The 24842-nt window shown below is 64.0% G+C and carries 22 protein-coding genes; 11 read left to right on the forward strand and 11 right to left on the reverse strand.

Going from position 1 to position 24842, the window contains the following annotated elements:
* Positions 1-241 precede the first annotated feature (241 nt).
* Entirely contained in the window at positions 242-571 is a 330-nt protein-coding gene (locus QUG01_RS19075) for a hypothetical protein (RefSeq protein WP_500831468.1), read from the forward strand.
* 26 nt (positions 572-597) lie between these two features.
* Here the strand turns inward: QUG01_RS19075 and QUG01_RS19080 are convergent, their stop codons facing one another.
* Positions 598-1182 carry a DUF4124 domain-containing protein gene (locus QUG01_RS19080; protein ID WP_500831469.1) on the reverse strand — a complete coding sequence of 195 codons (585 nt, stop codon included), beginning with the start codon at positions 1180-1182 and terminating at the stop codon, positions 598-600.
* The gene (gene pyrE / locus QUG01_RS19085; RefSeq protein ID WP_500831470.1) at positions 1179-1826 is read right to left on the reverse strand and encodes an orotate phosphoribosyltransferase; all 648 of its coding nucleotides are present in this window, start codon (positions 1824-1826) and stop codon (positions 1179-1181) included. The genes QUG01_RS19080 and pyrE overlap by 4 nt, the downstream gene beginning before the upstream one ends.
* Positions 1827-1891: 65 nt before the next feature.
* Here pyrE and QUG01_RS19090 point away from each other — a divergent pair, with 65 nt between their 5' ends.
* Both QUG01_RS19090 and QUG01_RS19095 read left to right on the forward strand, forming a co-directional pair.
* Positions 1892-2668, forward strand: coding sequence for an exodeoxyribonuclease III (locus tag QUG01_RS19090; protein WP_500831471.1), 777 nt, complete (start codon positions 1892-1894; stop codon positions 2666-2668).
* On the forward strand, positions 2668-3264 hold the full coding sequence (locus QUG01_RS19095) for an alpha/beta hydrolase (RefSeq protein WP_500831472.1): 597 nt from the start codon (positions 2668-2670) through the stop codon (positions 3262-3264). Before QUG01_RS19090 ends, QUG01_RS19095 begins: the two co-directional genes overlap by 1 nt.
* A 20-nt stretch (positions 3265-3284) precedes the next feature.
* Here QUG01_RS19095 and QUG01_RS19100 read toward each other — a convergent pair whose 3' ends face one another.
* The gene (locus QUG01_RS19100) at positions 3285-4124 is read right to left on the reverse strand and encodes a sulfurtransferase (RefSeq protein WP_500831473.1); all 840 of its coding nucleotides are present in this window, start codon (positions 4122-4124) and stop codon (positions 3285-3287) included.
* Positions 4125-4304: 180 nt separating this feature from the next.
* On the opposite strand from QUG01_RS19100, the gene QUG01_RS19105 reads away from it, so the two are divergent.
* A complete protein-coding gene (locus tag QUG01_RS19105) occupies positions 4305-5954 on the forward strand; it encodes a methyl-accepting chemotaxis protein (RefSeq protein ID WP_500831474.1) in 1650 nt (549 codons plus the stop codon).
* A gap of 7 nt (positions 5955-5961) precedes the next feature.
* Here the strand turns inward: QUG01_RS19105 and QUG01_RS19110 are convergent, their stop codons facing one another.
* Positions 5962-6360: an HIT family protein gene (locus tag QUG01_RS19110; RefSeq protein ID WP_500831475.1), complete on the reverse strand. Its 399-nt coding sequence runs from the start codon at positions 6358-6360 to the stop codon at positions 5962-5964.
* 247 nt (positions 6361-6607) lie between these two features.
* On the opposite strand from QUG01_RS19110, the gene paeA reads away from it, so the two are divergent.
* The 3 genes from paeA (at position 6608) to QUG01_RS19125 (ending at position 10142) form a co-directional block, all read left to right on the forward strand.
* Positions 6608-7924 (forward strand): polyamine export protein PaeA, encoded by a 1317-nt coding sequence (gene paeA / locus QUG01_RS19115; protein WP_500831476.1) that lies wholly within the window; start codon positions 6608-6610, stop codon positions 7922-7924.
* Between the two features lie 131 nt (positions 7925-8055).
* Positions 8056-8298: an acid-shock protein gene (locus tag QUG01_RS19120; protein ID WP_103317494.1), complete on the forward strand. Its 243-nt coding sequence runs from the start codon at positions 8056-8058 to the stop codon at positions 8296-8298.
* Between the two features lie 236 nt (positions 8299-8534).
* The gene (locus QUG01_RS19125; RefSeq protein WP_500831477.1) at positions 8535-10142 is read left to right on the forward strand and encodes a glycosyl hydrolase family 18 protein; all 1608 of its coding nucleotides are present in this window, start codon (positions 8535-8537) and stop codon (positions 10140-10142) included.
* A gap of 59 nt (positions 10143-10201) precedes the next feature.
* Here the strand turns inward: QUG01_RS19125 and QUG01_RS19130 are convergent, their stop codons facing one another.
* From QUG01_RS19130 to QUG01_RS19145, 4 genes are all read right to left on the reverse strand, one after another.
* The gene (locus tag QUG01_RS19130; protein WP_500831478.1) at positions 10202-10726 is read right to left on the reverse strand and encodes a cysteine hydrolase family protein; all 525 of its coding nucleotides are present in this window, start codon (positions 10724-10726) and stop codon (positions 10202-10204) included.
* Positions 10727-10775: 49 nt separating this feature from the next.
* Positions 10776-11051 (reverse strand): hypothetical protein, encoded by a 276-nt coding sequence (locus tag QUG01_RS19135; RefSeq protein ID WP_500831479.1) that lies wholly within the window; start codon positions 11049-11051, stop codon positions 10776-10778.
* Positions 11052-11074: 23 nt separating this feature from the next.
* Positions 11075-12175, reverse strand: coding sequence for a DNA polymerase III subunit beta (gene dnaN, locus QUG01_RS19140; protein ID WP_500831480.1), 1101 nt, complete (start codon positions 12173-12175; stop codon positions 11075-11077).
* A gap of 113 nt (positions 12176-12288) precedes the next feature.
* Entirely contained in the window at positions 12289-16143 is a 3855-nt protein-coding gene (locus QUG01_RS19145) for a DUF3683 domain-containing protein (RefSeq protein WP_500831481.1), read from the reverse strand.
* 313 nt (positions 16144-16456) lie between these two features.
* Here QUG01_RS19145 and QUG01_RS19150 point away from each other — a divergent pair, with 313 nt between their 5' ends.
* The 3 genes from QUG01_RS19150 to QUG01_RS19160 are packed head-to-tail and all read left to right on the forward strand — an operon-like array spanning position 16457 to position 18420.
* Positions 16457-17062 carry a LemA family protein gene (locus QUG01_RS19150; protein WP_500831488.1) on the forward strand — a complete coding sequence of 202 codons (606 nt, stop codon included), beginning with the start codon at positions 16457-16459 and terminating at the stop codon, positions 17060-17062.
* A gap of 1 nt (position 17063) precedes the next feature.
* Positions 17064-17915: a TPM domain-containing protein gene (locus QUG01_RS19155; protein WP_500831482.1), complete on the forward strand. Its 852-nt coding sequence runs from the start codon at positions 17064-17066 to the stop codon at positions 17913-17915.
* Between the two features lies 1 nt (position 17916).
* Positions 17917-18420 carry a TPM domain-containing protein gene (locus QUG01_RS19160; protein ID WP_500831483.1) on the forward strand — a complete coding sequence of 168 codons (504 nt, stop codon included), beginning with the start codon at positions 17917-17919 and terminating at the stop codon, positions 18418-18420.
* Between the two features lie 19 nt (positions 18421-18439).
* Here QUG01_RS19160 and pdxA read toward each other — a convergent pair whose 3' ends face one another.
* The 3 genes from pdxA to QUG01_RS19175 are packed head-to-tail and all read right to left on the reverse strand — an operon-like array spanning position 18440 to position 23028.
* Positions 18440-19423, reverse strand: coding sequence for a 4-hydroxythreonine-4-phosphate dehydrogenase PdxA (gene pdxA, locus QUG01_RS19165; RefSeq protein ID WP_500831484.1), 984 nt, complete (start codon positions 19421-19423; stop codon positions 18440-18442).
* On the reverse strand, positions 19423-20739 hold the full coding sequence (locus QUG01_RS19170; protein WP_500831485.1) for a peptidylprolyl isomerase: 1317 nt from the start codon (positions 20737-20739) through the stop codon (positions 19423-19425). Before QUG01_RS19170 ends, pdxA begins: the two co-directional genes overlap by 1 nt.
* A gap of 9 nt (positions 20740-20748) precedes the next feature.
* Complete coding sequence (locus tag QUG01_RS19175; RefSeq protein ID WP_500831486.1) at positions 20749-23028, reverse strand: LPS-assembly protein LptD; 2280 nt, start codon at positions 23026-23028, stop codon at positions 20749-20751.
* Positions 23029-23369: 341 nt separating this feature from the next.
* Here QUG01_RS19175 and amgK point away from each other — a divergent pair, with 341 nt between their 5' ends.
* Entirely contained in the window at positions 23370-24404 is a 1035-nt protein-coding gene (amgK, locus tag QUG01_RS19180) for an N-acetylmuramate/N-acetylglucosamine kinase AmgK (protein WP_500831487.1), read from the forward strand.
* Positions 24405-24842 lie beyond the last annotated feature (438 nt).

A 24842-nucleotide genomic window follows, 5' to 3' on the forward strand; every position in this document is an offset into this window, starting at 1 on the left:
CGGCGGACTGTGCGCCTTGCTTCCGGCCCAAATCGGCTCAAACGCGATCCACTCACCAAACGTCAACAGCCCCTAGGGGCTGTTGACATTGGCTGAGCGGGCGCGCCGGGCGCAAACGCAATCCACCCAGCACACTTCAACAGCCCCTAAGAATGCGCGGCGAAGATGCAAGCATGTTGTCAACAGCGGGCTTGCCGCATAATGTGGCCTTGGCGGCCGTTTGGCCGAAGAAGGGGAAACCATGAAGATGCTGACGAAGAGCGGGCTGTTGCTGGCGGCCCTGTGGTCTGGCGCCGCGCTGGCGCAAACCGTCGATGAGCAATTGCTGGCGGCGCAGATGGCGTTTCAGCAGGCGGAGAGCCAGCAGCGCGCAGCCGACAAGCGATTGAAGGACGCGCAGGACGCCAAGGCGCTGGCGGAACAAAAGCTCGCCGGCGCCCAGGCGGCCTTGGACAAGGCCAGCGCCGATCTGAACGAGGCCGCCACGGCCCAGGGCAACGCGCAGCAGACCTTGCAGCAGGCGACCCAGGCGCTGCAACAGGCCTGGCAGCGCAAGGAAGGCGGGCAATAATAGCCGCGCAAGCCTGACGTGCCGCGCTATTTGCCGCTGAGCTGGCGGTAGCGCTGCAGGTCCTGCTGCATTTTCTGCTGGAAGCTGTTGATCTCGGCGCGCTTGGACGCCATCAGGGCCTGCAGGTCTTTCTGTTCGCGTTGCAGCACTTGCAGATTGTGCAGCGTGGCGGCGGGCGGTTTTTGATGCTGCTTGTTGTGCTGTTCCAGGTCTTGCTGCAAGTCGCGCTGCTGGATGGCCAGGCCCTGGGCGCGCAGCTCCAGCGCGCGATAGGCCGATTGCAGAACGGAGAGCTGCTTTTCGCGGTCGGCCTGCAGCTCCGCCAGCGTGGAGTAGCTCTGCACCAGCGCCTGGTCATGGCGCGCGGCATCCTGCTGCTTTTGCAGCAGCTGCCGGGCGGCGGCGGCCGAGGCTTCGCGGCTTTGGCGCTGCGCCTCGGTTTCGGCCGGTTTTTTCACCATGCCCTGCTTGCTCAGTTGCGCCACGCCGCGGCTTTGACCTTGCAGCGGCGGCGCGTCGCTGTAGTGCGTCTTGCCGGACTCATCCACCCATTTGTACACGTCGGCGTGAGCCAGCGAACACAACAGCAGCAATCCGGCAAGCGCTTTCATAAGTAGTCGACTCCGTACTGGGCGCGATAGGCGCGCACCGCGTCCAGGTGGGCGGCCAGCTCCGGGCTGTTTTCCAGAAAGCCCAGCACGTCTTTCAGCGTGGCGATGGCCACGACCGGCAGGCCGTGTTGCTGCGCCACTTCCTGCACGGCGGACAATTCGCCCTGGCCGCGCTCCATCCGATCCAGCGCGATGGCCACGCCGGCCGGGGTGGCGCCGGCGGCGCGGATCAGCTCCACCGATTCGCGCACCGAGGTGCCGGCCGAGATCACGTCGTCTATGATCAGCACCTTGCCCTGCAGCGGCGCGCCGACCAGGGTGCCGCCTTCGCCGTGGTCCTTGGCTTCCTTGCGGTTGTAGGCAAACGGCACGTTGCGGCCCTGTTCGGCCAGCGCCATGCCGGCGGCGGCGGCCAGGATGATGCCCTTGTAGGCCGGGCCGAACAGCATGTCGAACTGAACCTGGCTGTTCAGGATGGACTGGGCGTAGAAGCGCGACAGCTTCAGCGTGGATTCGCCATCGTTGAACAGGCCGGCGTTGAAGAAGTACGGCGATTTGCGTCCCGCCTTGGTGATGAACTCGCCAAACTTCAAAACCTGCTTGTCGAGCGCAAAACGAATAAACTCTTGACGGAAATCGCTCATCTTCACTCCTTGATGAAATCGTTAACAGACCCTAAATTGCCGCAAGCATAACACGGGAGATACCCTTGCTTCGAATCGTTTCCGCCAACCTGAATGGCATCCGCTCGGCGGACAAGAAAGGCTTTTTCAACTGGCTGGCCACCATCCGCGCCGACTTCGTCTGCGTGCAGGAACTGAAGGCGCAGGCCGGCGATCTGTCGGACCGGATGCGCAATCCGGACGGACTGACCGGCTATTTCCATTACGCCGAGAAGAAGGGCTATAGCGGTGTCGGCCTGTATACCCGCCACCAGCCGGACACGGTGGTGGAAGGGCTGGGCGTGGACTGGATCGATGCCGAAGGCCGTTTCCTGCAGCTGGATTTCGGCAATCTGTCGGTGGTGTCGCTGTACTTGCCGTCCGGCTCCAGCAGCGATGAGCGGCAGCAGGTGAAGTTCGATTTTCTCGATGTGTTCATGCCGCATCTGGAACAGCTGAAGGCGGCCGGCCGCGACATCGTGATCTGCGGCGACTGGAACATCGCCCACAATGAGATCGACCTGAAAAACTGGAAGGGCAACCTGAAGAACTCCGGCTTTCTGCCGGAGGAGCGCGCCTGGATGACCGACTTGCTGGGCCGCGTCGGCTGGCGCGACGTGTGGCGCAATCTGTATCCGGAGGCGCCGGGCTATACCTGGTGGAGCAATCGCGGCCAGGCCTATGCCAAGGACGTGGGCTGGCGCATCGACTACCACATCGTCACGCCGTCGCTGCTGGAGCTGGCCGAATCCGCCAGCGTGTACAAGGACGAGAAATTCTCCGACCACGCGCCCTTGATCGTCGACTACCGCCGGGAGCTGTGATGTGGGATGACGAAGACGTCACGCTGCTGACGGTGCCGGGCTGGGGCAATTCCGGCGACACGCACTGGCATGGCTATTGGGAGAAAACCTATCCGCTGGCGCGCCGCGCGGAGCAGCGCGACTGGCTATACCCGACCCGCGACGAATGGGTGGCCGGGCTGGACGCGGCTATTGCCGCTATTCCCGGCAAACTGGTCATCGCCGCGCACAGTCTGGGTTGCCATACCGCCGTCGCCTGGCTGCTGCAGGCTTCGATGCTGGAGCAGCGCAAGGTCAAGGGCGCGCTGCTGGTGGCGCCGCCGGCGATTCCGCTGACCGACGAGCGGGCTCGCGCCAGCGGCGAACTGCCGGCAGGCGCGCCGCTGCCGACTTTCGCCGGCTTCGAGACGCTGCCGGAGCGCAAGCTGCCGGTGCCGGCGCTATTGGTGGCCAGCCGCGACGATCCGTTCTGCGAGTTTGAAGAAGCGCGGCGGATGGCCGCGCTGTGGGGCGCGGAATTCGTCGACGGCGGCATGGCCGGCCACATGGGCAGCCACGCCGGCCTGGGCAGCTGGGCAACCGGGCAGCGTCTGCTGCAGCGCTTGATTCTGGCTTGACGCTATGGCCGCGCGGCGGGTCAGCGCGCCACCGGCCGCGCCGGGTCGCTGCACCATTCGCTCCACGATCCGGGATAGAGCCGGCTGCCGGTAAAGCCGGCGATCTCCATCGCCAGCAGGTTTTGGCAGGCGGTGACGCCGGAGCCGCATTGGTGGACGATGGCTGCGGGGTCGAAACCTTGGCCCAGCAGCGCCTCCCATTCCGCGCGCAATTGCGCGGCCGGCTTGTAGCGCTGTTCGGCGTCCAGATTATTCATGAAGAAGCGGTTGGCCGCGCCCGGTATGTGGCCGGCCACCGGGTCTATCGTCTCGCCTATGCCGTGGAAGCGCTCATTGCTGCGAGCGTCCACCACAGTGAAGGCCGGCGTTTGCAGATTGGCCAGCACGGCGTCGACATCGACGGTTGCCGCCAGCGACGGCCGGATGGCGAAGCGGCGCGAGCGGCGGGCCGGCGGCGCTTGATCCAGCGGCAGACCGGCGGCTAGCCAAGCTTTCAGGCCTCCATCCAGCACCGCCGCCTTGTCATGGCCCAGCCAGCGCAGCAGCCACCAGGCGCGCGCGGCGTATTGGCTGGGACCGTCGTCGTAGGCTACCACTTGCGTAGCCGCATCCACCCCTATCGCGCCCAGATCCACCGCCAGCCGCTGGCCATCCGGCAAGGGATGCCGGCCGTTGCGGCCGTTTTTGCTGGAGGACAGGTGGTAGTCCAGATGCAGGTAGTGGGCGCCGGGCAGATGCCCTTGTTCATAGGCGGCGTGGCCGTAGTCGGTATTGTCCAGCTGGAAACGGCAGTCCAGCACCACCACCTCGGCGGTGGGCAGGCTGGACAATTGTTCCGGCGTGATCAGCGTGGTGTACATGGCGTTTTCAGCGTAATCGTTGGACGTTCAGGCTACTGGCAGGATGTGAATTCTGGCAAGTGTGCTAAAACATTAACATTCTTCATTTCGATTGTTTAATTGGCAGAGTAAGCTGAGATGACAGGCTGTCGCCATGTTCAGGGGCCGCCAATCAAAACAATCCAGTATTGGGGATGGACCATGTTTAACGCTTTGACTATCGGCCAGCGCATTCTGCTGCTGGCATGCAGCTTGCTGCTCGCCATGTTTGTGCTGGGCGGCGGCACCTGGTGGACGATGAATAATCTAGAGGCGGAACTGAAGGTGCTGGTCAATGAAAAGATCGCCTTCCGCCATCAGTTGGACCGCATGCAACGCACCATGATGCAGATCCGCCAGGACGAGAAGAATATCTTCATCAGCATAGGCAACCCGGCGAATACCGACCAGAGCATCCAGACCAATAAGCAAGCCCTGGACAAGAGCATCGCCAAGTTGCGCGATCAGGTGGGCGAAGCCAAGGCCATGGCGATGGCCGGCGATCATCAGGCGGAGTTCGATGGCGTGCTGTCCGGCCTGGATGGCTACGCGCAGGGCATGGCTGGGCTGTACCAGAAGATAGAAAAGGGTGAAATCGCCGCGGCCAATGTCGCCGACGCCAATATCATTCCCTTCAAGCCCAAGCTCTACGCGGCGCGGGACACTTTGATCAAGCTGCGCGAGCTCGCGGACAACACCGCGAAAGAATCCGAAGACGCCATGGTGGCGGCGATGGAACGCGCCGCCGCTTTCCTGTTGACGCTGCTGCTGGCGGTGCTGCTGGGCGGCGCGGCATTGGCGTGGGTGATCACCCGCTCCATCACCAAGCCGCTGGATTCGATGCAGGAGCGGATGCGCTTTGCGGCCGAGCATAACGACCTGACGGTGAAGATAGAGCAGCATGGACGCGACGAGGTCAGCGAAACCGGCCGCGCGCTGGCGCAGCTGCTGGGCAATCTGCGCGCTTTCATCGACCGCACCCGGCAAGATTCCAACCAAGTCAATTCGACGGCGGCCTCGCTGTCGCAGGTATCGCAGCGCATCGCCGAGGCGTCGCGGCAGCAGACCGACGCCTCATCGTCTACCGCGGCGGCGGTGGAGCAAATGACGGTCAGCATCAATCTGGTGGCCGAACACGCGGTGGAAATGGCCAGCGAGGCGCGCAGCAGCATGCAGGAAGCGGTCAGCGGCAGCCAGGTGGCCGGCGACGCCGCCAGGGAAATGCAGGAAATCGCCCGGGTGATAGGCGAGTCCGAGACGGTGATCAATTCGCTGAACCAGCGTTCCGACGAGATCGGCAATATCGTAGAGGTGATCCACGATATCGCCGAGCAGACCAATCTATTGGCGCTGAACGCTGCGATTGAAGCCGCGCGCGCCGGCGAAATGGGCCGCGGCTTCGCGGTGGTGGCGGACGAAGTGCGCAAGCTGGCGGAGCGCACCGCTCAGGCCACCGGCGAGATTTCGTCCAAGATCCAGGCGGTGCAGGGCGACACCACCACCGCCGTCACCAGCATGCGCGAGGCCGCCAAGCGGGTGGGCAGCGGCGTGACGCTGAGCGAGCAAGTCAGCGAGAAATTGGCGCAGATACGCGAGCTGTCGTCGGGTCTGCTGGAAAAAACCAGCGAGATCGCCGGCGCGATGCGCGAGCAGAGCACCGCCAGCAACGACGCGGCCAAGAATGTGGAGCGCATCGCCAGCATGGGCGTGGAGAACGGCCAGTCAGTCGAATCCTCGTCCGAGATGGCGCAACAGCTGTCGCAGCTGGCGCATGGACTGGATCAGGCGATCAGCCGTTTCCGCACCGCCTGAGCGGGCATCAGCCGGCCAGGGCGGCGCGCAATTGCGCGGCCAGCTGCGGCAGGCCGTGATCGGCGCCGGCGCGGCGCGGAGCGGCCCAGATCGGGCTGGGGAAGTGGGCGTCGTCGGCAAAGCGCGGAATCACATGCCAGTGCAGGTGCGGGACCATATTGCCCAGGCTGGCCAGGTTGATCTTGGCCGGCCGCATCACCTGGCGCAGCGCCGTCTCGGTGCGGTAGACCCAATCCATCAGGTGCTGGCGTTGATCGGGCGCGAGATCGGTCATCTCGGCGACATGGCCGCGCCAGATCACGCGGCAGAAGCCTGGATAGCCGGGCTCGTCGACCAGCAGCACCCGCAGCCAGGCGTCTTCGAACAGCAGCTCCCCGGCGGGAGCCTGACACAATTCACAATCCATGATGCGTTTCCTATTGCTATCGTGGCGTCGATTCTATCCCCGCTATGCGCAATGGGGCAGTCATGGCGGTCTGTTATACTGACAGCGTCGGCGTTGCAGCGCTCAATCCGGCCCGGCAGCGCATCTGCGTCAAGGCGCGTACGCGCCAGCCGTACCATTATGATGGCTGGGCGGCGCGGAATCGTGTTGGGTCGACGGCGCCAAGCGCCGACAGGTGTTCCAGAATCATAAACAGTCGGGAATCAATGTGAGTTTTGCCAATAGTCTTTTTGTCATCGGCCTGCTGATTGCGGCCAGCGCCTTTTTCTCGGTGTCGGAAATCTCTCTGGCCGCCGCGCGCAAGATCAAGCTGCGCCAGCTGGCGGAAGAGGGCAATGCCAGCGCCGAACGGGTGCTGGAGCTGCAGGAACAGCCGGGACACTTTTTCACCGTGGTGCAGATCGGCCTGAACGCCGTGGCCATCCTGGCCGGTATCCTGGGCGAGGCGGCCTTCACGCCGTATTTCTCCGCCATGCTGCATCTGGTGTCGCCGGAGCCGTGGGTGGAGCATCTGAGCTTCATCCTGTCCTTCGTCACCGTCACTTCCTTGTTCGTGCTGTTCGCCGACCTGATGCCCAAGCGGCTGGGCATGGTGGCGCCGGAGCGCATCGCGCTGTTGGTGGTGCGGCCCATGCTGTTCTGCGTGCGGGTGTGCAGCCCGCTGGTGTGGCTGTTCAACGGCCTGGCCAATGTGTTTTTCCGCCTGTTCGGCGTGCCCACCGGCCGGCCGGACGATCTCACCTCGGCCGATATCGTGGCGATGATGGACGCCGGCGCCGAGGCGGGCGTGCTGCAGCAGCGCGAGCATCATTTGATCGAAAACGTGTTCGAGCTGGAAAGCCGCACCGTGCCATCGTCGATGACCGCCCGCGAAAGCATCATCTACTTCACGCTGCATGAGGACGAAGCCAGCATCAAGCAGAAGATCGCCGAACATCCGCATACCAAGTTTCTGGTGTGCGACGGCGTGATCGACTCGGTGATCGGCTATGTCGACTCCAAGGACATCCTGATGCGGCTGATCAACCAGCAAAGCCTGTCGATGAAGCGCGAGCTGACGATACGCAATGTGCTGATCATCCCGGATTCGCTGACCCTGTCCGAGCTGCTGGAGCGCTTCAAGGCCTCGCGCGAGGACTTCGCGGTGGTGATGAACGAATACGCGCTGGTGGTGGGGGTGATCACCCTCAACGACGTGATGAGCACGGTGATGGGCGATCTGGTCAGCCAGTTTCAGGAGGAGCAGATCGTCAAGCGCGACGAGCGCTCCTGGCTGGTGGACGGCGCCACGCCGGTGGAAGACGTGCTGCGGGCGTTGGATATCGAGGCGTTCCCGGATGATGAGAATTACGAAACCATCGCCGGTTTCATGATGTACATGCTGCGCAAGATTCCGAAACGGACCGACAACGTGGAGTTTGAAGGCTACAAGTTTGAAGTGGTGGACATCGACAATTACCGCATCGACCAGCTGCTGGTGACGCGGATACCGCCGGCGGTGGCCGAGGTCGAATCCGCCCGCTGATATTACGATTGGTTACACCCGCTTACATGGCACTCACAGACGGAATAGGGCGGCCTGCCTAAGATGAGTTCAAGGATGCGCCGAGTGGCGCTCCAGACAACAATCCCCTACCTGGATTCGGGAGACTGACCATGAAAAAACTGACCGCCCTCCTGTTGGCCGCTACCCTGGGCCTGACCTCCGTCGCCACCTACGCCGCGGACGCTTCCGCTCCGGCCGCCAAGGCTGCCGCGCCGGCGCACCACAAGCATCATCACAAGAAGCATGCCAAGAAGGCCAGCTCCGCTCCGGCCGCGCAAAAGGCCCAGGCCGCGAAAAAGCACCACCACCACAAGCATCACAAGAAGCCGCACCACGCTAAAAAGGCGGGCTAAACGGTCGGGTCCATCTCGATATCAGCAAAAAGGAGGCGCAAGCCTCCTTTTTTGTTGCCTGGCTTCTACTTCAGACCATCTGACCTAAATGACAGGTAGTTTATTTTCTCCTTGTATTCTGCAGTGGAACTTTCGATTCTGATACCAATGTAATACCACATGCTGCATTCAGCATCGGGTTTGCAGGGTCAGGGCGCCGCATGCGCCGCATCATCATCGAATCGAGGAGAACCACCATGCTGCATTTCCCCTTGTCGCGCACGCTGCTGGCCATCGGCGCCGCCTTTGCGCTGACCCAGGCGGTTTGGGCCGCGCCCAGCTGCTCGCCGTGGAGCAGTTCCCAGGTTTACAACGCCGGCGATTACGCCACCTTCAGCGGCAAGACCTGGCGCGCCAGCTGGTGGACTCAGGGCGAACAGCCGGGCAGCAGCCAATGGGGAGCCTGGCAGGAACGCCCGGCCAGCGAGTGTTCGCCGGCAGATCCGGGCCAGCCCAGCAGCGGCGTGCCGCCGGAACCCACCCCGACCGTGGGCCGCAATGTCGGCTCCTACTTCACCCAATGGGGCATCTACGATCGCAACTACAAGGTGTTCAATCTGGTGAAGGCCGGCGGCGACAAGCAGCTGACCTTCCTGAACTACGCCTTCGGCAACGTCTACGCCAACGGCCAGTGCGGCATGGTGACCCGCGCGGAGAACGGCAATGGCGATGGCGGCGATGCCTGGGCCGACTATCAGCGCGCCTTCGCCGCCAACGAGTCGGTAGACGGCAAGGGCGACAACTGGAATGATCCGCTGCGCGGCAACTTCAACCAGCTGCGCAAGCTGAAGCTGGCCAATCCGCAATTGAAGGTGCTGATCTCGCTGGGCGGGTGGACCTGGTCGAAGAACTTCGGCCAGTTCGCCGCCACCGACGCCGCGCGCAAGACCTTGGTCAGCTCGTGCATCGACCTCCACATCAAGGGCAACCTGCCCAAGGACCAGGATGCCGGCGGCGCGGGCGCGGCGCTGGGCGTGTTCGACGGCTTCGACATCGACTGGGAATATCCGGGCGGCGGCGGCTTGCCGACCAATAGCGTGGACCCCAACGACAGGCAGAACTTCACCTTGCTGCTGGCTGAATTCCGCAACCAGCTGAATGCGCTGTCCACCCAGAACAAACGCCGCTATTACCTGACCGCGGCCATCGGCTCCGGCGTCGACAAGATACGCAATACCGAACCGGCCAAGTACAGCGCCTATCTGGACTGGCTCAACGTGATGACCTACGACTTCCACGGCGGCTGGGAAGCCAAGGGGCCGACCAACTTCCAGTCCAATCTGTACCGCGATCCGGCGGCGCCGGTGACCGGCGATCAGGTCTACTACACCGTCGACGACGCGGTGAAGACGCTGGTGAACGCCGGCGTGCCGCGCGCCAAGATCAACGTCGGCCTGCCGTTCTACGGCCGCGGCTGGGCGGGCGTGGCGGCGGGGCCTAAGGGCGATGGCCTGTATCAGGTGGCCACCGGCCCGGCCAAGGGCACGTATGAGCAGGGCATCGAGGACTATCGCGTGCTGGTGAACCGCAACGCCAAACAGTTTGTCAGCCCGGTGGCCAAGCAGCTGTGGACTTACGACGGCAACGAGTTCTGGAGCTATGACGATCCGGCCACCATACGCGGCAAGCTCGACTACGTCCGCTCGCAACAGCTGGGCGGCGTGTTCAGCTGGTCGCTGGACGGCGACGACGCGCAGGCGACGTTGCTGAAGACCAGCGCCGAGGTGCGGCAGGACGCCGCTACCGCCGCCAAGCGCCGCGCGGCGGCCGCTGCCGCAGCGAAAGCCAAGGCGTTGAAGCCATAAGCGGCGGCGGATAAGGGACGGCGGGGCATGCCCCGCCGTTTTTCCTTGCTGCGGCCGTTTTACAATTCCGCGGCCGGACGCACCCGCAGCGGCTGCGGCGTGGCGCTGGTGGCGCCCCATGCGGCGTTGAAGTGGTCTATCACTTGTTCGCCGCTCAGCGCGAAGGCGCTGACCGTGGTGTGGGCGTCGGCGATGACGGTGACCTGATAGCCGCGCGACACCGCGTTGCGCAGCGTGCTGTCTACGCAGAAATCGGTGGCGGCGCCGCCTATCCACAGCTTGCTGACGCCGTGAGCTTCCAGCAGCTGGGCCAGATCGGTTTCGCAGAAGCTGTCGCCGTAGCGTTTATGAACGATCCGGTCGCCATCCTCGCGGGCGAGCTTGGGATGCAGCTGCCAAGCGGCCGAGCCGCGCGGCAGATCGTCCTCCTCATGCTGGACGAAGATCACCGGCATGCCGCGCTGGCGGGCCTTGGCGAGGGCGAGGTTGAGATGGTCGAGCACCGAATCGAGCCGGGCGGCGCGCGGCTCGCCTTCGACGACGCCGACTTGGACGTCGATGATCAGCAGGGCGGTATCGGACATGTTTATTCTCCATTGAGGCAGGCGGTTGCGCGCGCCAGGGCGCGGGGCTTCAGATCAAAGCTTCCTGATTCAGCATATGCACAGCTAGACCGGCGCGGCGGCAGGCGGCCACGTCGATATGGCGCGCCAGCAAGGCTTCGTCGACTACCGCACGCTCGCGGATCAGCAGCAGCGCCTCGGCCTGCGCCAGGGCCTCGTCGGCGCCAGGCGCGCGGGACCGGTCGCCGAGGCTGCGGCAGGCATAGGCGGGATCTTGCTGCAGCTCGGCCAGTTGCGGGCCGATGCGCTGGTAGTCGTCGGGAATCAGCAGCTGGATGGCGGGCATGGGGTTCTCCTAAAGGTAGTCGTTCAACCGCGCAGCGGCATCGCCAGATACAGGAAGTGCGGATCATCTGGGTTGGTGACCAGCAAGCCGCGCTGGCCCGCGCCGAGGCCGAAGCGCAGATGCTCGGCGGGAAGGTGGCTCAGCACGTCCAGCAGGTATTGCAGATTGAAGCTGGCGTCCAGCGGCCCGCCCTGCCAGTCGGCGGGAAGAATTTCTTCCGCCTCCTCGCGCTCCGCGTTGCGGCAGCGCAGCGCCAGCTGTCCGGGGCGGACCGCCAGCTCCAATTGGCGGATCTTGGCGTGCGCCAGCACCGCCACTCGCTGCACGGCTTGCAGCAGGCTCAGGCGCGGCAGCGTCAGTTCGCAGTCATGCTGGTCCGGCAGCAGGCGCAGGTAATCCGGCGCGCGGGCATCCACCAGCTTGCAGCGCAGCCGCGTGTCGCCCAGCCGGCAGTCAAGCTGGCGCGCGCCCAGCGTCAGCACTATCGTTTCGTCCTGATCGGCCAGCAGTTTGGCCAGCTCCAACGCGGCTTTGCGCGGCAGCAGTATTTGCCGCGGCGCTTGCGCCTGCGGCAGCGGGTAATGCTGCAAGGCCAGGCGGATGCCGTCGGAGGCGATCAATCGCAGCGTCTCGCCATCCAGCTGCAGCAATAGCGCGTTCAGGTAGGGCCGGATGTCGTGGTCGGCCATGGCATAGAGGATTTGGCCAAGCTTGAGCTTCAGCTCGCCTTGGCTCAGCGCCAGCTCGCTTGTGGCGCCGTCGTCGGCCGCCAGCAGCGGAAAATCATCTGCCGGCAGGGTTTGCAGCTGGAAGCGGCTGCCGGCGGCCTGCAGCAGCAACTGGCTGCCTTGTTGTTTCAATTGCAGTTCGCAGCCGGCGGGCAGGGCGCGCAGGATGTCCAGCAGCTTGCGCGCCGGCACGCAGAGCCGGAAGGCTTGCTCGGCATGGGCTGTGCGCCGGCTTTCCACCTGGATTTCCAGATCGCTGGCGGTGAAGGTGAGCGTTTCGCCGTCAGCTTGCAACAGGGCGTGGGACAGGATGGGCAGAGTGTGGCGGCGCTCCACCACGCCGCAGACAGTGGCCAGCGGCGAGAGCAGGGTATCGCGGTCGGTGCGCAGCAGCATGGTGGATTTCCACGGCAGTTCAATCCGCCATTTTATCACGACGTACTATGCTGATGTGTTTGCGTGGAACTGGCCCCGGCCTGGTTTCCGCATGGATAGGCCGGGGCTGACGCTTATAAAAGCACCCGCTCGATGCCGCCGTCGCGGGCGCGCGCCACGTATTCCGGCAGCCAGTTTTCGCCGAGAATGTGGCGGGCGATTTCCACTACGATGTAATCGGCTTCGGTGCCGGTATCGTCGTTGTAGCGCGACAGGCCCTGCAGGCAGGACGGGCAGGAGGTCAGGATTTTCACCGGCTTGGCCGGCGTTTCGCCGCCCGTCAGCGCCTGCAGATTGCCGCGTATTTCTTCTTCCTTGCGCGCGCGCACCTGAGTGGCGATGTCCGGCCGGCTGGCGGCGAAGGTGCCGGCTTCGCCGCAGCAGCGGTCCGACAGCGGCACGCCGCCGCCCATCAGCTCGTTGACCACCTTCAGCGGCTGGTAGCTCTTCATCGGCGTGTGGCAGGGGTCGTGGTATAGATACTGCTGGCCGGCGATGCCTTCCAGCTTCACGCCTTTTTCCATCAGGTATTCGTGGATGTCGATGACGCGGCAGCCGGGGAAGATGTCCTCGAAGCGGTAGTGCGCCAGCTGGTCGAAGCAGGTGCCGCAGCTGACTACCACGGTTTTGATGTCCAGGTAATTCAAGGTATTGGCCACGCGGTGGAACAGCACGCGGTTCTCGGTGGTGATGGCGTCGCCCTTGTCCTGGTAGCCGGCGCTGGTTTGCGGGTAGCCGCAGCACAGATAGCCCGGCGGCAGCACCGTCTGCGCGCCGACATGCCACAGCATGGCCTGGGTGGCGAGGCCCACTTGGCTGAACAAGCGTTCCGAGCCGCAGCCGGGGAAATAGAATACCGCCTCGGCGTCCTCCGCCGCCCTGGGATTGCGGATGACCGGCACGATGTGCGGATCTTCCACGTCCAAGAGAGCGCGCGCGGTTTTCTTGGGCAGGCCGCCCGGCATCGGCCGGTTGATGAAGTGGATGACTTGCTGCTTGATCGGCGCCGGGCCGACGGTGGACGGAGGCTGCTTCTTCTGGCCGCCTATCAAGCCCAGCCGCTTGCCAAGCCGGTTGCCCAACCGCTGCGCCTTGTAGCCGACGCCGACCAGGCCGGCGCGTATGGTCTTGACCGTGGCCGGGTCCTTGGCGGTGAGGAAGGCCATGCCCAGCGCGGTGCCGGGATTGAACTTCTTCTGGCCGGACTTGCGCAGGAAGTTGCGCATCGCCACCGACACGTCGCCGAAGTCGATCTTGACCGGACAGGGTTTGACGCAGCGGTGGCACACCGTGCAATGGTCGGCCACGTCGGACAGTTCTTCAAAATGTTTGAGGCTGACGCCGCGGCGGGTTTGCTCCTCGTACAGGAAGGCCTCGGTCAACAGGCCGACGCCGAGTATCTTGTTGCGCGGGCTGTACAAGAGGTTGGCACGCGGCACATGGGTGGAGCACACCGGCTTGCATTTGCCGCAGCGCAGGCAGTCCTTGATCGAATTGTTGATTTTGCCGATGTCGGACTGCTCCAGGATCAGCGATTCCGCTCCCAAGAGCGAGAACGACGGCGTGTAGGCCAGACGCAGGTCCGCGCCCGGCAGCAGCTTGCCGCGGTTGAAATGCCCGTTCGGATCCACTTGCTGCTTGTAGGTACGGAACGGAGAGATTTCGTCCTCGGTCAGGAATTCCAGTTTGGTGATGCCGATGCCGTGCTCGCCGGAGATCACGCCGCCCAGCCTCCTCGCCAGCGCCATGATGCGTTCCACCGCGTGGTGGGCCGTTTGCAGCATGCGGTAGTTGTCGGAGTTGACCGGCAAGTTGGTGTGCACATTGCCGTCGCCGGCGTGCATGTGCAGCGCCACGAACACCCGGCCGCGCAGCACGTGCTGCTGCAGCTCGCGGATGGCCGCGCGGATGCCGGCGGCGGCGGTGCCGGAGAAGATCTGCTCCAGTTCGGCCAACACCTCCCGCTTCCAGCTGACGCGCAGGATGAAGTCGCGCAGCGCGTGGAATACCGTGTCCGGCTGCGCGGCGGCGTCTTCCCGCGGCGCGTCGGGCCAGCGGCTTGTGTATTCATGGAACGGCGCGTCCATGTGGTCCAGCAGCCATTGCCAGCAGTCGCGGTTGACGGCCAACAGCGACAGCGCGGCGGCGCGTCGGTCGCCGATCAGCTCTTCCGATGGCAGGTTTGTGTCCATCTTGTCCACCGGCAGCCGGCCGTGGAAGTACTCGGTCAGCGTGTCCAACAGTTCGATCTTGTTAGCGATCGACAGCTCGATATTGATGCGCTCGATGCCGTCGCTGTAGTCGCCGAGGCGCGGCAGCGGGATCACCACGTCTTCGTTGATCTTGAAGGCGTTGGTGTGCTTGGCGATGGCGGCGGTGCGGCTGCGGTCCAGCCAGAAGGTTTTGCGCGCTTCCGGCGTTACCGCGATGAAGCCTTCGCCGTGGCGGGCGTTGGCGATGCGCACCACCTGGCTGGCGGCCTCGGCGGCGGCGTTTTCGTCGTCGGAGACGATGTCGGCGATCAGCACCATCTTGGGCCGGCCCTTGCTCTTGGCCTTGGTGGCGTAGCCGACCGCGCGCACATAGCGCCAGTCCAGGTGCTCCAGGCCGGCCAGTTGCACGCCGGCGGCCAGACAGGCGCCGCCGGGCTTGAACAGGTCGGTGATTTCGACGATGGCCGGCGTGGCTTCGGCCACGGTGCCGAAGAACTCCAGACACACGGTGCGGGTGTGCTTCGGCATCTTGTGCAGCACGAAGCGCGCGCTGGTGATGATGCCGTCGCAGCCTTCCTTCTGCACGCCGGGCAGGCCGGCCAGGAATTTGTCGGTGACGTCCTTGCCCAGGCCCACCTTGCGGAAGGCGCTGCCGGGAATCACCAATTCGCGGCTGCTTTCCACGGTGATGCCATCGTCGGCCAGGCGCGAGACGCGGAAGCGCGCTTCTTCTACATCGTGGATCTTGCCGTAGTTGTGGCCTATGCGTTCCACCAGCTGCCAACGGCCGTCCGGGTCCACCATTTTCCAGCTGGCCAGATTGTCCAGCGTGGTGCCCCACAGCACGGCCTTCTTGCCGCCGGCGTTCATGGCGATATTGCCGCCGATACAGGAGGCCTCGGCCGAGGTCGGGTCCACCGCGAACACCAGGCCGGCGGCGGAGGCGGCTTCGGACACGCGGGCGGTGACCACGCCGGCGCCGCAGGAAATGGTGGCGCGCTTGCCGGCGAGGCCCGGCAGCTCGATATGCTCCACGCCCAGGTGGCGGTCCAGCTTCTCGGTGTTGATCACCGCGCTCATGCGGTCCAGCGGCACCGCGCCGCCGGTATAGCCGGTGCCGCCGCCGCGCGGAATGATGGTCAGGCCCAGCTCGATGCAGGCGCGCACCAGCGGCGCCATCTCGGCCTCGCTGTCCGGGCTCAGCACGACAAACGGGTATTCCACGCGCCAGTCGGTGGCGTCGGTGACGTGGGCGACGCGCGACAGGCCGTCGAACAGGATATTGTCGCGGCGGGTCAGCCGGGTCAGCTTCCTCAGCACGCGGGCGCGCAGCTCGCGGGTTTCCTCGAACTGGCGTTCGAAGTCATCCACCGCCTCGCGAGCGGCGGCTATCATCAGCTGGACTTTATCATTGCCGTCGCGGCGTTTCTCGATCTCGGTCAGCCGATGGCGCATCGCCTCCACCAGCGCGGACAGCCGCTTGGGATTGTCCAGCAGGTCATCCACCAGATACGGATTGCGGTCCACCACCCAGATATCGCCCAGCACTTCGAACAGCATCCGCGCAGAGCGGCCGGTCTTGCGCTGGCCGCGCAGATCGTCCAGCAGTTTCCACATCGGTTCGCCCAAGAGGCGAATCACGATTTCGCGGTCGGAGTAGGAAGTATAGTTATACGGGATTTCCCGCAATCGCTGTTCGCTGGTGATGGCTGTCATTTGTCCGCAAGCTGGGTTTTATTAGAGGAATGTCTGCCAGTTTAGCCTAATTGCTGCGATGCGAAAAACATGAGTTGAATAGGGATTTTTCCTCTTTAGATCAAGAGATTGCCGGCCTCCATGAGACGGGCGCATGGCTGAGCCGCCAAAAAAATCACGGCGTCCAAGTGATGAGGCATGGATTGGCTTGACGTCATTTTATGTTGCGCTATGGCATGTCTATGAGTTTTTTCGATTACCGGCACGGCTCTGTTTTTGGGTAAGCTATGGCTTTGGGATGTTTGCCCTTGTGGATAATTGCAATATGGAAAGGATGGCGAGGATGTGGAAGAAACTGTTGCTGGTGTTTACCCTGGCGGCTTCGCTGAGCGGTTGCGGCTATAACGCGATGCAGTCTCAGGATGAGGCCGCCAACGCCGCCTGGTCCGAGGTGCTGAACCAGTACCAGCGCCGCGCCGACCTGATCCCCAATCTGGTGAAGACGGTGCAGGGTTACGCCACGCACGAGAAGGATGTGCTGACCCAGGTGACCGAGGCGCGGGCCCGTGTCGGCAGCATCCAGATGGACGCGGCATCCGCCACGGACGAAAACAAGCTCAAGCAGTTCTCCGCCGCGCAGAATCAGCTGGGCTCGGCGCTGTCCCGCCTGCTGGTGGTGTCGGAGAACTACCCGCAGCTGAAGGCGGACCAGTCATTCCGCGATCTGCAGGCGCAGCTGGAAGGCACGGAAAACCGCATCGCGCTGGCCCGCAAGCGCTACATCGACGCGGTGCAGGTTTATAACGTCACCGTGCGCAGCTTCCCCAACAACCTGACCGCGATGATGTTCAGCCTGAAGACCCGGCCCAATTTCACCGTGGACAACGAGAAGGCGATTTCCGCCCCGCCACAGGTGAACTTCGATCAGCAAGGCAAGTGAGATGAGCCGCGCATGGGCCTGGCTGGGCTTGGCGCTGTGGCTGCTGATGGGCGCGGCCCGCGCCGAGGTGGCGGTGCCGCCGCCCACCTCGCCGGTGATCGACCAGGCGGCTTTTCTGACCGATGCCGAGCGCGGCCAGCTGGAAAAGCAGCTGCTGGACTTTCACCAGCGCAAGGGCAGCCAGTTGGCGGTGCTGATCGTGCCCTCGGTCGAACCGGAAACGCCGTTTGATTACGGCACCCGGGTGATGGAAAGCTGGAAGCTGGGGCGCAAGGGCGTGGACGACGGCGTGCTGCTGCTGATCGTGGCCGATACTCACAAGACTCAGCTCTTGGTGGGCCGCGGGCTGGAGGGAGCCATCCCCGATATCTACGCCAAGCGCATCCTGCAGGACACGCTGCGCCCCTTGTTCAAGCAAGGCCTGCGCTTGCAGGGCATCCAGGCGGCGGCGACGCAGATCGAGGGCTTGATCGACGGCGAAAAACTGCCGGAACCCAAGCGGCAGGCCGCGCAAGGCGATGGCTGGGAAGATAGCTGGCCGCTGCTGGCGTTTTTCCTGCTGGTCGGTTCCGGCGTGGCCGGCCGGCTGTTTGGCCGCTTGATCGGCAGCTTCATCATGGGCTGCCTCAGCGTGGCCGCTTCCCTATTGCTGGGCGCCGCCACCGTGACCGCCTTGTTGATCGGCGTGGTGGCGGCAGGCTTGTGCCTGGTGCTGGGCGAGCATGGCCTGTCCCTGGCCAGTTGGGGCAATTGGGGCGGCGGAGGCGGCGGCGGACGTTCCGGCGATGGCGGCAGCGGCTGGTCCGGCGGCGGCGGCGATTTCGGCGGCGGCGGGGCTTCGGGAGACTGGTGAAATGAATCGATGGCAACGCGTATGGCGCCACCTGAGCTGCACCGGCTGGCAGGCGCGCCGGCAGTTTCCGGCCCGGCAGCTGGCCAGGCTGGAGCGGCATATCGCCGAATCCGAGCAGGCGCACTGCGGGCAGCTGCGCTTCGTGGTGGAGTCCGCGCTGGATTGGCGCGCCGCCTGGCGCGGCATGAGCGCGCGGCAGCGGGCGCTGCAGTGGTTCGGCGAGCTGCGGGTGTGGGATACCGAGGAGAATACCGGCGTGCTGGTCTATCTCCTGCTGGCGGAGCGGCGGATCGAGATCATCGCCGACCGCGGCATCAATCGCCGGGTGCCGGCGCAGGATTGGGTCGACATCTGCTCCGCGATGCAGCAAGCGTTCGCCGCGCGCGATCACGTGGCGGGGCTGGAGCTGGGGCTGAAGCGCATACACGCGCTGCTGACCCAGCATGCGCCGCGCCGCGGCGAACCCTTCGTCAACGAGCTGCCGGATCAGGTGATTGTGCGCTGATCCCTGGCGCAGGCTTCGCCTAGCAGCTGCGGGAGTGGGTGGCCAGCTGTTCCGCCAGCTGCACCGCCTCGACCAGGCTGCCCGGATGGGCGCGGCCGCTGCCGGCCAGATCCAGCGCCGTGCCGTGATCGACCGAGGTGCGGATGATGGGCAGGCCCAGCGTGATATTGATGCCGGCGCCGAAGCTGGCGTGCTTGAGCACCGGCAGGCCCTGGTCGTGATACATGGCCAGCACCGCGTCGGCAGCAGCCAGCTTGTCCGGATTGAACAGCGTGTCGGCCGGCAGCGGGCCGATCAGATTCATGCCTTCTGCGCGCAGCTTGGCCAGGGCCGGTTCGATGATGTCGATTTCCTCGCGCCCCATATGCCCGCCTTCCCCGGCGTGCGGGTTCAGGCCGGCGACCAGGATGCGCGGCGCGGCGATGCCGAATTTGCCCACCAGATCGGCATGCAGGATGTGGATGACCTCGTCCAGCAACGGCGCGGTGATGGCGTCGGCGACATCGCGCAAGGGCAGATGCGTGGTCGCCAGCGCGACGCGCATGCCGCCGCCGGCCAGCATCATCACCACCTTTTTGGCGCCGGTGCGTTCGGCCAGATATTCCGTGTGGCCGGTGAAGGGCACGCCGGCATCGTTGATCACGCCCTTATGCACCGGCGCGGTGACCATGGCGGCGAACTCGCCAGCCATGCAGCCGGCTATCGCCGCATCCAGCGTATCCAGCACATAGCGGCCATTGGCCGGATCCAGCTGGCCGGGCGTTGAAGGCGCAGCCAGCGGCACATGCAAGACCTCCAGCGCACCGGCCGGGGCCGGCTGGTCGCGGCGGTAGTCGACCAGCGTGATCGCTAGCCCCAGCTGCGCCGCGCGCTCGGCCAGCAGGCCCCGGTCCGCCACCACCACGCAGCGGCTGCGCGGCGCCAGTTCAGGCAGCAGCAGGGCCAGGTCCGGCCCGATGCCGGCCGGCTCTCCGGCGGTGACGGCCAGCACGGGGCGGTTCATCACTTGTCGTCCAGATGTTCTTCGACGAAGGCGGAGTCGCGCAGCTGGCGCACCCAGTCGGCGTAGGCCTGTTCCATCTTGCGGGCGCGGATCTGCTGTTTCACCGCCATCTTTTCGTGGTCGCTGGACACGTCCTGATTGCGTTTGCCTTCGACCAGGATCAAGTGCCAGCCGAACGGCGAGCGCACCGGTTCGGATACCTGGCCGATAGGCAGGGCCACCATCGCCTTCTCGAACTCCGGCACCAGATCGCCCAGATTCACCCAACCCAGGTCGCCGCCCTTGGCGTTGCTGCCGTCTTCGGAGTACAGCTTGGCCATGTCGGCGAACTTGGCGCCGCGCAGGATGCGGTCGCGCACTTGGTCGATGCGGGCCTTGGCGTCGGATTCGGACACGGCTTCGTTGGTGCGGATCAGGATGTGGCGCGCATGGTATTGCTCGACCAGCATAGGCGTGCCGCCGCTGCGTTTGTCCTGCAATTGGAAGATGAAGAAGCCCTGCTGGGTGCGGATCACGTCGGTGTAGCCGCCCGGCTTCAGTTGCTCCAGCATTTGCACGAATTCCAGCGGCAGCGAGGTGGCCGGACGCCAACCCATATCGCCGCCCTTCAGCGCATTGGGCGCGTCGGAGTAGGCGGCGGAAACCTTGGCGAAGGGCTGGCCGGCATTCAGTTCGGCCTGGGCTTTATGCACTTTCTGCGACAACTGGTCTATCTGTTTGGCGTCGGCGCGTTCCGGCACGCTGACCAGGAGGCTGGCCAGATGGTATTCGGTGCGGTTGGCGCTCTGCGCGCTCTTCAGCACCTGTTCCACTTCGCTGTCGCTGACGGAAACGCGGGAAGCGACTTCGCTGTCGCGCAAACGGGAAATGGTCAGCTCGCGGCGGATATCGCTGCGCAGCCGGTCCATGGTGATGCCGTCGCGGGCCAGCTGCGCCTTCAGGCCGGCTTCGGTCAGCTTGTTTTGTTTGGCCAGGTTGGCGATCGCCTGGTCGATGGCGGATTCTTCGATGCGCAGGCCGCCGCTGGCGGCGTATTGCAGTTGCACTTCCTCGGTGATCATCTGCTCGAGCAACTGGCGCTGCAGCACATCGCGAGCCGGCGGCGTCACTTTTTGCGCCTCCAGCTGTTTGATCGCCTCATTGACGCGGGCCTGCAGTTCCTGCCAGGTAATCACATTCTTGTTGACCACGGCGACGATGCGGTCGACTTCGCGGACCGGCAGCGGCGCGACGGGCGCCGAAACGGGGGCGGCGGGGGCGGCCGGCGCGGTTTGCGCGGCGCAGGCGATCAACAGGGCAAGCAGGGTCTTTTTCATGGTCAGGCTTTATTGCTCGTTAGTCTTGGTGTAACCGGGGATGGCCAGGCGCAGCGTGTCCTGCACGCCGCCGCTGCCCAAGGCGCCCAGTCCCCTCAGTTCCAATTGGAAGAACAGCGAATTCTTGGTGGTCTGCGGATCGGTGACGAAGCGCTGGCTGAACAATCTAGCCGACCAGCAGCCATCGTTGTACTCGAAGCCGGCCAGCTGCTCAATAGGCTTGCGTGTGATCAGCGAGTAATTGTAGCGGCCGATGGCGTACCAGCGGCGGGCGATCGGCCATTGCGCGGCCACGTCCACCTGGCGCAGCGGACCATAGGTGGCGGAGTTGTCCAGCTGTTCGTAGCGGCCGTAGCGCCAGCGCACGCTTGCCACCTTGCCGGCTTCCGGGCTATAGCGTAGCTGCACATTGTAACGCTCGGTTGTGCCGAGCTGCTGGTTGTATTGGTAGCTGCTGTCGAAACGCCAGGAACGGGTCAGATCGCCAGCGGCGCTGAGCAAGAGGTCGGAGCTGGGTTGGTTGACGTTTTGCGTGATGTCGTCCGACAGGTAGAAGCGCTTGCCGATGGCGAGGCGCAGGCGTTCCAGGCCGTTGGTCTGGTCGATGAAGCGGCTGGTCAGCGCGGTGGTGACCTGGTTGGCGCCATTGATGCGGTCGTAGCCGGAGAAACGGTTTTCGGTGAACAGCTGGGCGAAGTTCAGGTCGTTGACCGTGGTGTCGAAGTTCGGCAGGTCATCCTGATACTTGTTCGGAATATTGACGTAGAACAGCCGCGGTTCCAGCGTCATCAAGTGGTCCTTGCCCATGAATTCGGTATCGCGGTCGAAGTACAGGCCGGCGTCGGTGCTGAAGATCGGCAGCGTCCGCGTCCGCGTGCCTTGTTGCTGGTTCGGGAACGCGTTGAGGTTGTATTCGGTGAAGTTGACGCCGAGTTTGGGACGGATGAAGCCCCAGCTGCGGTCGAAATTCCAGCTGACGCTGGGGTAGGCGACGAAGCGGTCGCCGGTCTGCAGGCTGGGATGATCGAAACGAGTCAGGTCGGTCATCAGATTGGCGCTGAAGCCGGCAGGCAGGCTTTGGCTGGCGCTGAACGTCAGCTGCGGCATCCGCGCATAGGGGATGTCGGTCGGCACCGGATTGAGCGTCAGGTTCTGGTAGTGCTGCACGCGCAAGGTGGTGTTGCCGGAGCCGCCGGTCCAGTTCATTCCATAGTTCAGCGTCGCTTCCTGGTTCAGGTTGACGTTGGAGGCGATGGCCACCTGGTCGCCGAAGTCGCTGAAATACGTGCGGTCAGACACCGAGTTGTAACTGAGGCCAAATGTCAGCCCATGGCCCAGGTTCTGCGAGTGGTTGACGCTCCAGGCGTTGCGGGCTGTATTGGTGACCTTGTCATTGGGCAACTGCTCGGTGTAGATCGTGCCGCTGTAGTTGGGCTGCAGATAGCGGAACTCGCCGGCCAGCATATTGCCGTGCTTGGTGTTGATGTGCGGCGTGATGGTCGCGTCGTAATTAGGCGCGATATTCCAATAGTAAGGCAGCGAGAACTCGGTGCCGGCGGTGCCGGTTTTGAAGGTGGGCGTCAGGAAGCCGGACTTGCGGTTGCTGTTGAGCGGGAAGTCTATCCACGGGGAATACAGAATCGGCACGCCGTAGAACTGCATCCAGGCGTTGCGCGCCACGCCGACGCCGCTGTTGTAGTCGAGATCGGTGCTGGCCGAATGCAGATACCAGGCGTCGTCGCCCGGATCGCAGGTGGTCATGCGGCTGCCGTAGACGCGGTATTGGTTCTGCCCCTGGAAGTCGATCTGGCTGCCGTCGCCGCGCATGGAGACTGGCTTGGGGCCGCTGGAGACTGTCGACACTGGCGGCGTCGTGGCCAGCGGCTTCGCCGCCGCCGGGCCTTGCTTCGACATCGTGAACACTGGATTCATGCCCGTGCCGGTATAGTCGTTGACGTTGTAGTCCAGCGTGGTGCCGGTGATCACGTCCCCGCCGCGGGTCAGCCGGAAACGGTCGCCCGCCTTGGCGAGGCTCTTGGCCTGATAGTAGTCCAGCCAGTCGGACTCCAGTTTCTGGTCGTCGCGCGTCGCCACGACATTGCCTTTGGCGTGCAGCACCACATCGGTTTCGCCGTCGATATTGTCCGCGACGACCTTGGTCTGGCCTTGTTGCAAAGGCGGGTTCGGTACGGCAATCGGCGCATCGTCTTCGGCGCGCGCCGCTTGGGTGTTCAGGGCAAAGGCGGCGGCCAGGGCCAGCGCCAGCGGAGTCGGTTTTTGTATGGGCATGCACAAAGCCATATCGTGGGGGCCGGGGCCTGTTGATGCTAATTTTGACACAGCGGCCGGACATTGCCGGATGCAGCGCGCGAAGCGCGGCTCGCAGCAGGGCCTCTCCCTGCAAGAGATGCGCGACAAAGCGATGCGCCGGGAAGTCCGTCCCCGAAGGGCAGCTCTGCTAAGCCGCCCACTGCTGCGTTGTCGGATTTGCGCTTGGAATCACCAAGCGCCGCATCCTCCGCCTTGCATTGCGCGACTTTTCAGCGCTGCGCTGGGTCTAAATTAGCGTTAACAGGCCCCCATGGGCAGTATAAAATCGCTCAATTCTATCAGCACCACGACAAAGCGACATGCAAAGACTGGAACAGCTCAAGAAATGGCTGGCCGAGCAATATCCTGGCGATGAAATCCAGGTTGAATTCGCCGCCGCCGACGCCGACTTCCGCCGCTATTTCCGCGCGATCTGGCCGGACGGCGCCACCCGCATCGTGATGGACGCGCCGCCGGAGCATATCGGCACCGACGCCTACGTTCAGGTCCGGGACATCTTCTCCATGGTCAAGGTGCCCAGGATAGAGCTGCGCGACCGCGAGCAGGGCTTCATCGTGATGGAGGATCTGGGCAAGGTGACTTATCTCGCCGCGCTGCAGCATGACGAGCGCCCGCTGGTGCATCGCCATCTGCTGGAAGAGGCGCTGGATACGCTGGTGGAGATTCAGAAAGCCAGCCGGCCGGATGTGTTGCCGGAATACGACGAGGCGCTGCTGACGCGCGAACTGAATCTGTTTCCGGAGTGGTTCTGCGCCAGGGAGCTCGGCAAACCGCTGAACTTCAAGCAGCGCCAGTTGTGGGATGCCGGGGTCAAGGCTTTGCTGCCGGCGCTGCTGGCGCAAGCTAAGGTCTATGTCCACCGCGACTTCATCGTGCGCAATCTGATGCTGACGACCGGCGCGCCCGGGGTGCTGGATTTCCAGGATGCGGTATATGGTCCGATCAGCTACGACGCAGTGTCGCTATTACGCGACGCTTTCATCGAGTGGGAAGAGGACTTCGTGCTCGATCTGGCCATCCGCTACTGGGAGAAGGCGCGCGCCGCCGGCCTGCCGGTGCCGGAGGCCTTTGATGATTTCTACCGCGCTTTCGAGTGGATGGGCGTGCAGCGGCATCTGAAAGTCGCCGGCATCTTCTCCCGCCTCTATCACCGCGACGGCAAGGACAAATACCGCGCCGAAATCCCGCGCTTCATCAAGTATCTGAAGCGGACCACGCGCCGCTACAGCGAGCTGGCGCCGTTCTACCATTTGCTGGTGGAGCTGGTGGGCCGCGACGCCACGGACGAGGAGCTGCAGTCCAGCTACCCGGTGCTGGGCGTGAAGGGCAGCTAAAGATATTTTTCCACGTTGTGTGTTCGCACAGTGTTAGCAGGTTTAGTGTCCGCTACGCGGACGATAATTGGGAGCCGGGTCCGCCCGGCAAACGGGAAAGGGGGCTGTGCGGCCAGCCCCCTTTCGACCCCAGGCCGCCCCCACAGCCCGCGAAACCCCGACAAAAAAGCGTCTGGCCAGGAGTCGCCGAAACTAGCCGCGCGCTAGCGTCGCGCGGCGTCGAACAAGTCGGCGACTTAAAACCTGGTCAGACACTTTTTTGTCGGCGCGTGCTGAAAGGGGTGGGGAGCATCGCAACTAGCCTAGTTGGGGGCGATAGTGATTCCAGACATTCAAATCACTCACTTTGGGGTTTTAATTTGGCTATGTCCCAATTACAAGTTGGTAACTATACTGAAGTAAGCCTCTCACCAGGAGCGTGATGATGGATACCCAGTC

The sequence above is a fragment of the Chromobacterium sp. CCUG 76385 genome, assembly GCF_059916625.1.

What these genes read in the sequence shown, in the direction of transcription:
- QUG01_RS19110 (WP_500831475.1), bottom strand. Translation starts at nt 6,360, where the DNA reads ATGGATTGTGAATTGTGTCAGGCTCCCGCCGGGGAGCTGCTGTTCGAA.
- QUG01_RS19145 (WP_500831481.1), bottom strand. Translation starts at nt 16,143, where the DNA reads ATGACAGCCATCACCAGCGAACAGCGATTGCGGGAAATCCCGTATAAC.
- QUG01_RS19100 (WP_500831473.1), bottom strand. Translation starts at nt 4,124, where the DNA reads ATGTACACCACGCTGATCACGCCGGAACAATTGTCCAGCCTGCCCACC.
- pdxA (WP_500831484.1), bottom strand. Translation starts at nt 19,423, where the DNA reads ATGAACCGCCCCGTGCTGGCCGTCACCGCCGGAGAGCCGGCCGGCATC.
- QUG01_RS19175 (WP_500831486.1), bottom strand. Translation starts at nt 23,028, where the DNA reads ATGCCCATACAAAAACCGACTCCGCTGGCGCTGGCCCTGGCCGCCGCC.
- QUG01_RS19170 (WP_500831485.1), bottom strand. Translation starts at nt 20,739, where the DNA reads ATGAAAAAGACCCTGCTTGCCCTGTTGATCGCCTGCGCCGCGCAAACC.
- QUG01_RS19105 (WP_500831474.1), top strand. Translation starts at nt 4,305, where the DNA reads ATGTTTAACGCTTTGACTATCGGCCAGCGCATTCTGCTGCTGGCATGC.
- QUG01_RS19125 (WP_500831477.1), top strand. Translation starts at nt 8,535, where the DNA reads ATGCTGCATTTCCCCTTGTCGCGCACGCTGCTGGCCATCGGCGCCGCC.
- QUG01_RS19075 (WP_500831468.1), top strand. Translation starts at nt 242, where the DNA reads ATGAAGATGCTGACGAAGAGCGGGCTGTTGCTGGCGGCCCTGTGGTCT.
- QUG01_RS19120 (WP_103317494.1), top strand. Translation starts at nt 8,056, where the DNA reads ATGAAAAAACTGACCGCCCTCCTGTTGGCCGCTACCCTGGGCCTGACC.
- QUG01_RS19150 (WP_500831488.1), top strand. Translation starts at nt 16,457, where the DNA reads ATGGCGAGGATGTGGAAGAAACTGTTGCTGGTGTTTACCCTGGCGGCT.
- QUG01_RS19160 (WP_500831483.1), top strand. Translation starts at nt 17,917, where the DNA reads ATGAATCGATGGCAACGCGTATGGCGCCACCTGAGCTGCACCGGCTGG.
- amgK (WP_500831487.1), top strand. Translation starts at nt 23,370, where the DNA reads ATGCAAAGACTGGAACAGCTCAAGAAATGGCTGGCCGAGCAATATCCT.
- QUG01_RS19130 (WP_500831478.1), bottom strand. Translation starts at nt 10,726, where the DNA reads ATGTCCGATACCGCCCTGCTGATCATCGACGTCCAAGTCGGCGTCGTC.
- QUG01_RS19095 (WP_500831472.1), top strand. Translation starts at nt 2,668, where the DNA reads ATGTGGGATGACGAAGACGTCACGCTGCTGACGGTGCCGGGCTGGGGC.
- QUG01_RS19155 (WP_500831482.1), top strand. Translation starts at nt 17,064, where the DNA reads ATGAGCCGCGCATGGGCCTGGCTGGGCTTGGCGCTGTGGCTGCTGATG.
- QUG01_RS19080 (WP_500831469.1), bottom strand. Translation starts at nt 1,182, where the DNA reads ATGAAAGCGCTTGCCGGATTGCTGCTGTTGTGTTCGCTGGCTCACGCC.
- pyrE (WP_500831470.1), bottom strand. Translation starts at nt 1,826, where the DNA reads ATGAGCGATTTCCGTCAAGAGTTTATTCGTTTTGCGCTCGACAAGCAG.
- QUG01_RS19135 (WP_500831479.1), bottom strand. Translation starts at nt 11,051, where the DNA reads ATGCCCGCCATCCAGCTGCTGATTCCCGACGACTACCAGCGCATCGGC.
- dnaN (WP_500831480.1), bottom strand. Translation starts at nt 12,175, where the DNA reads ATGCTGCTGCGCACCGACCGCGATACCCTGCTCTCGCCGCTGGCCACT.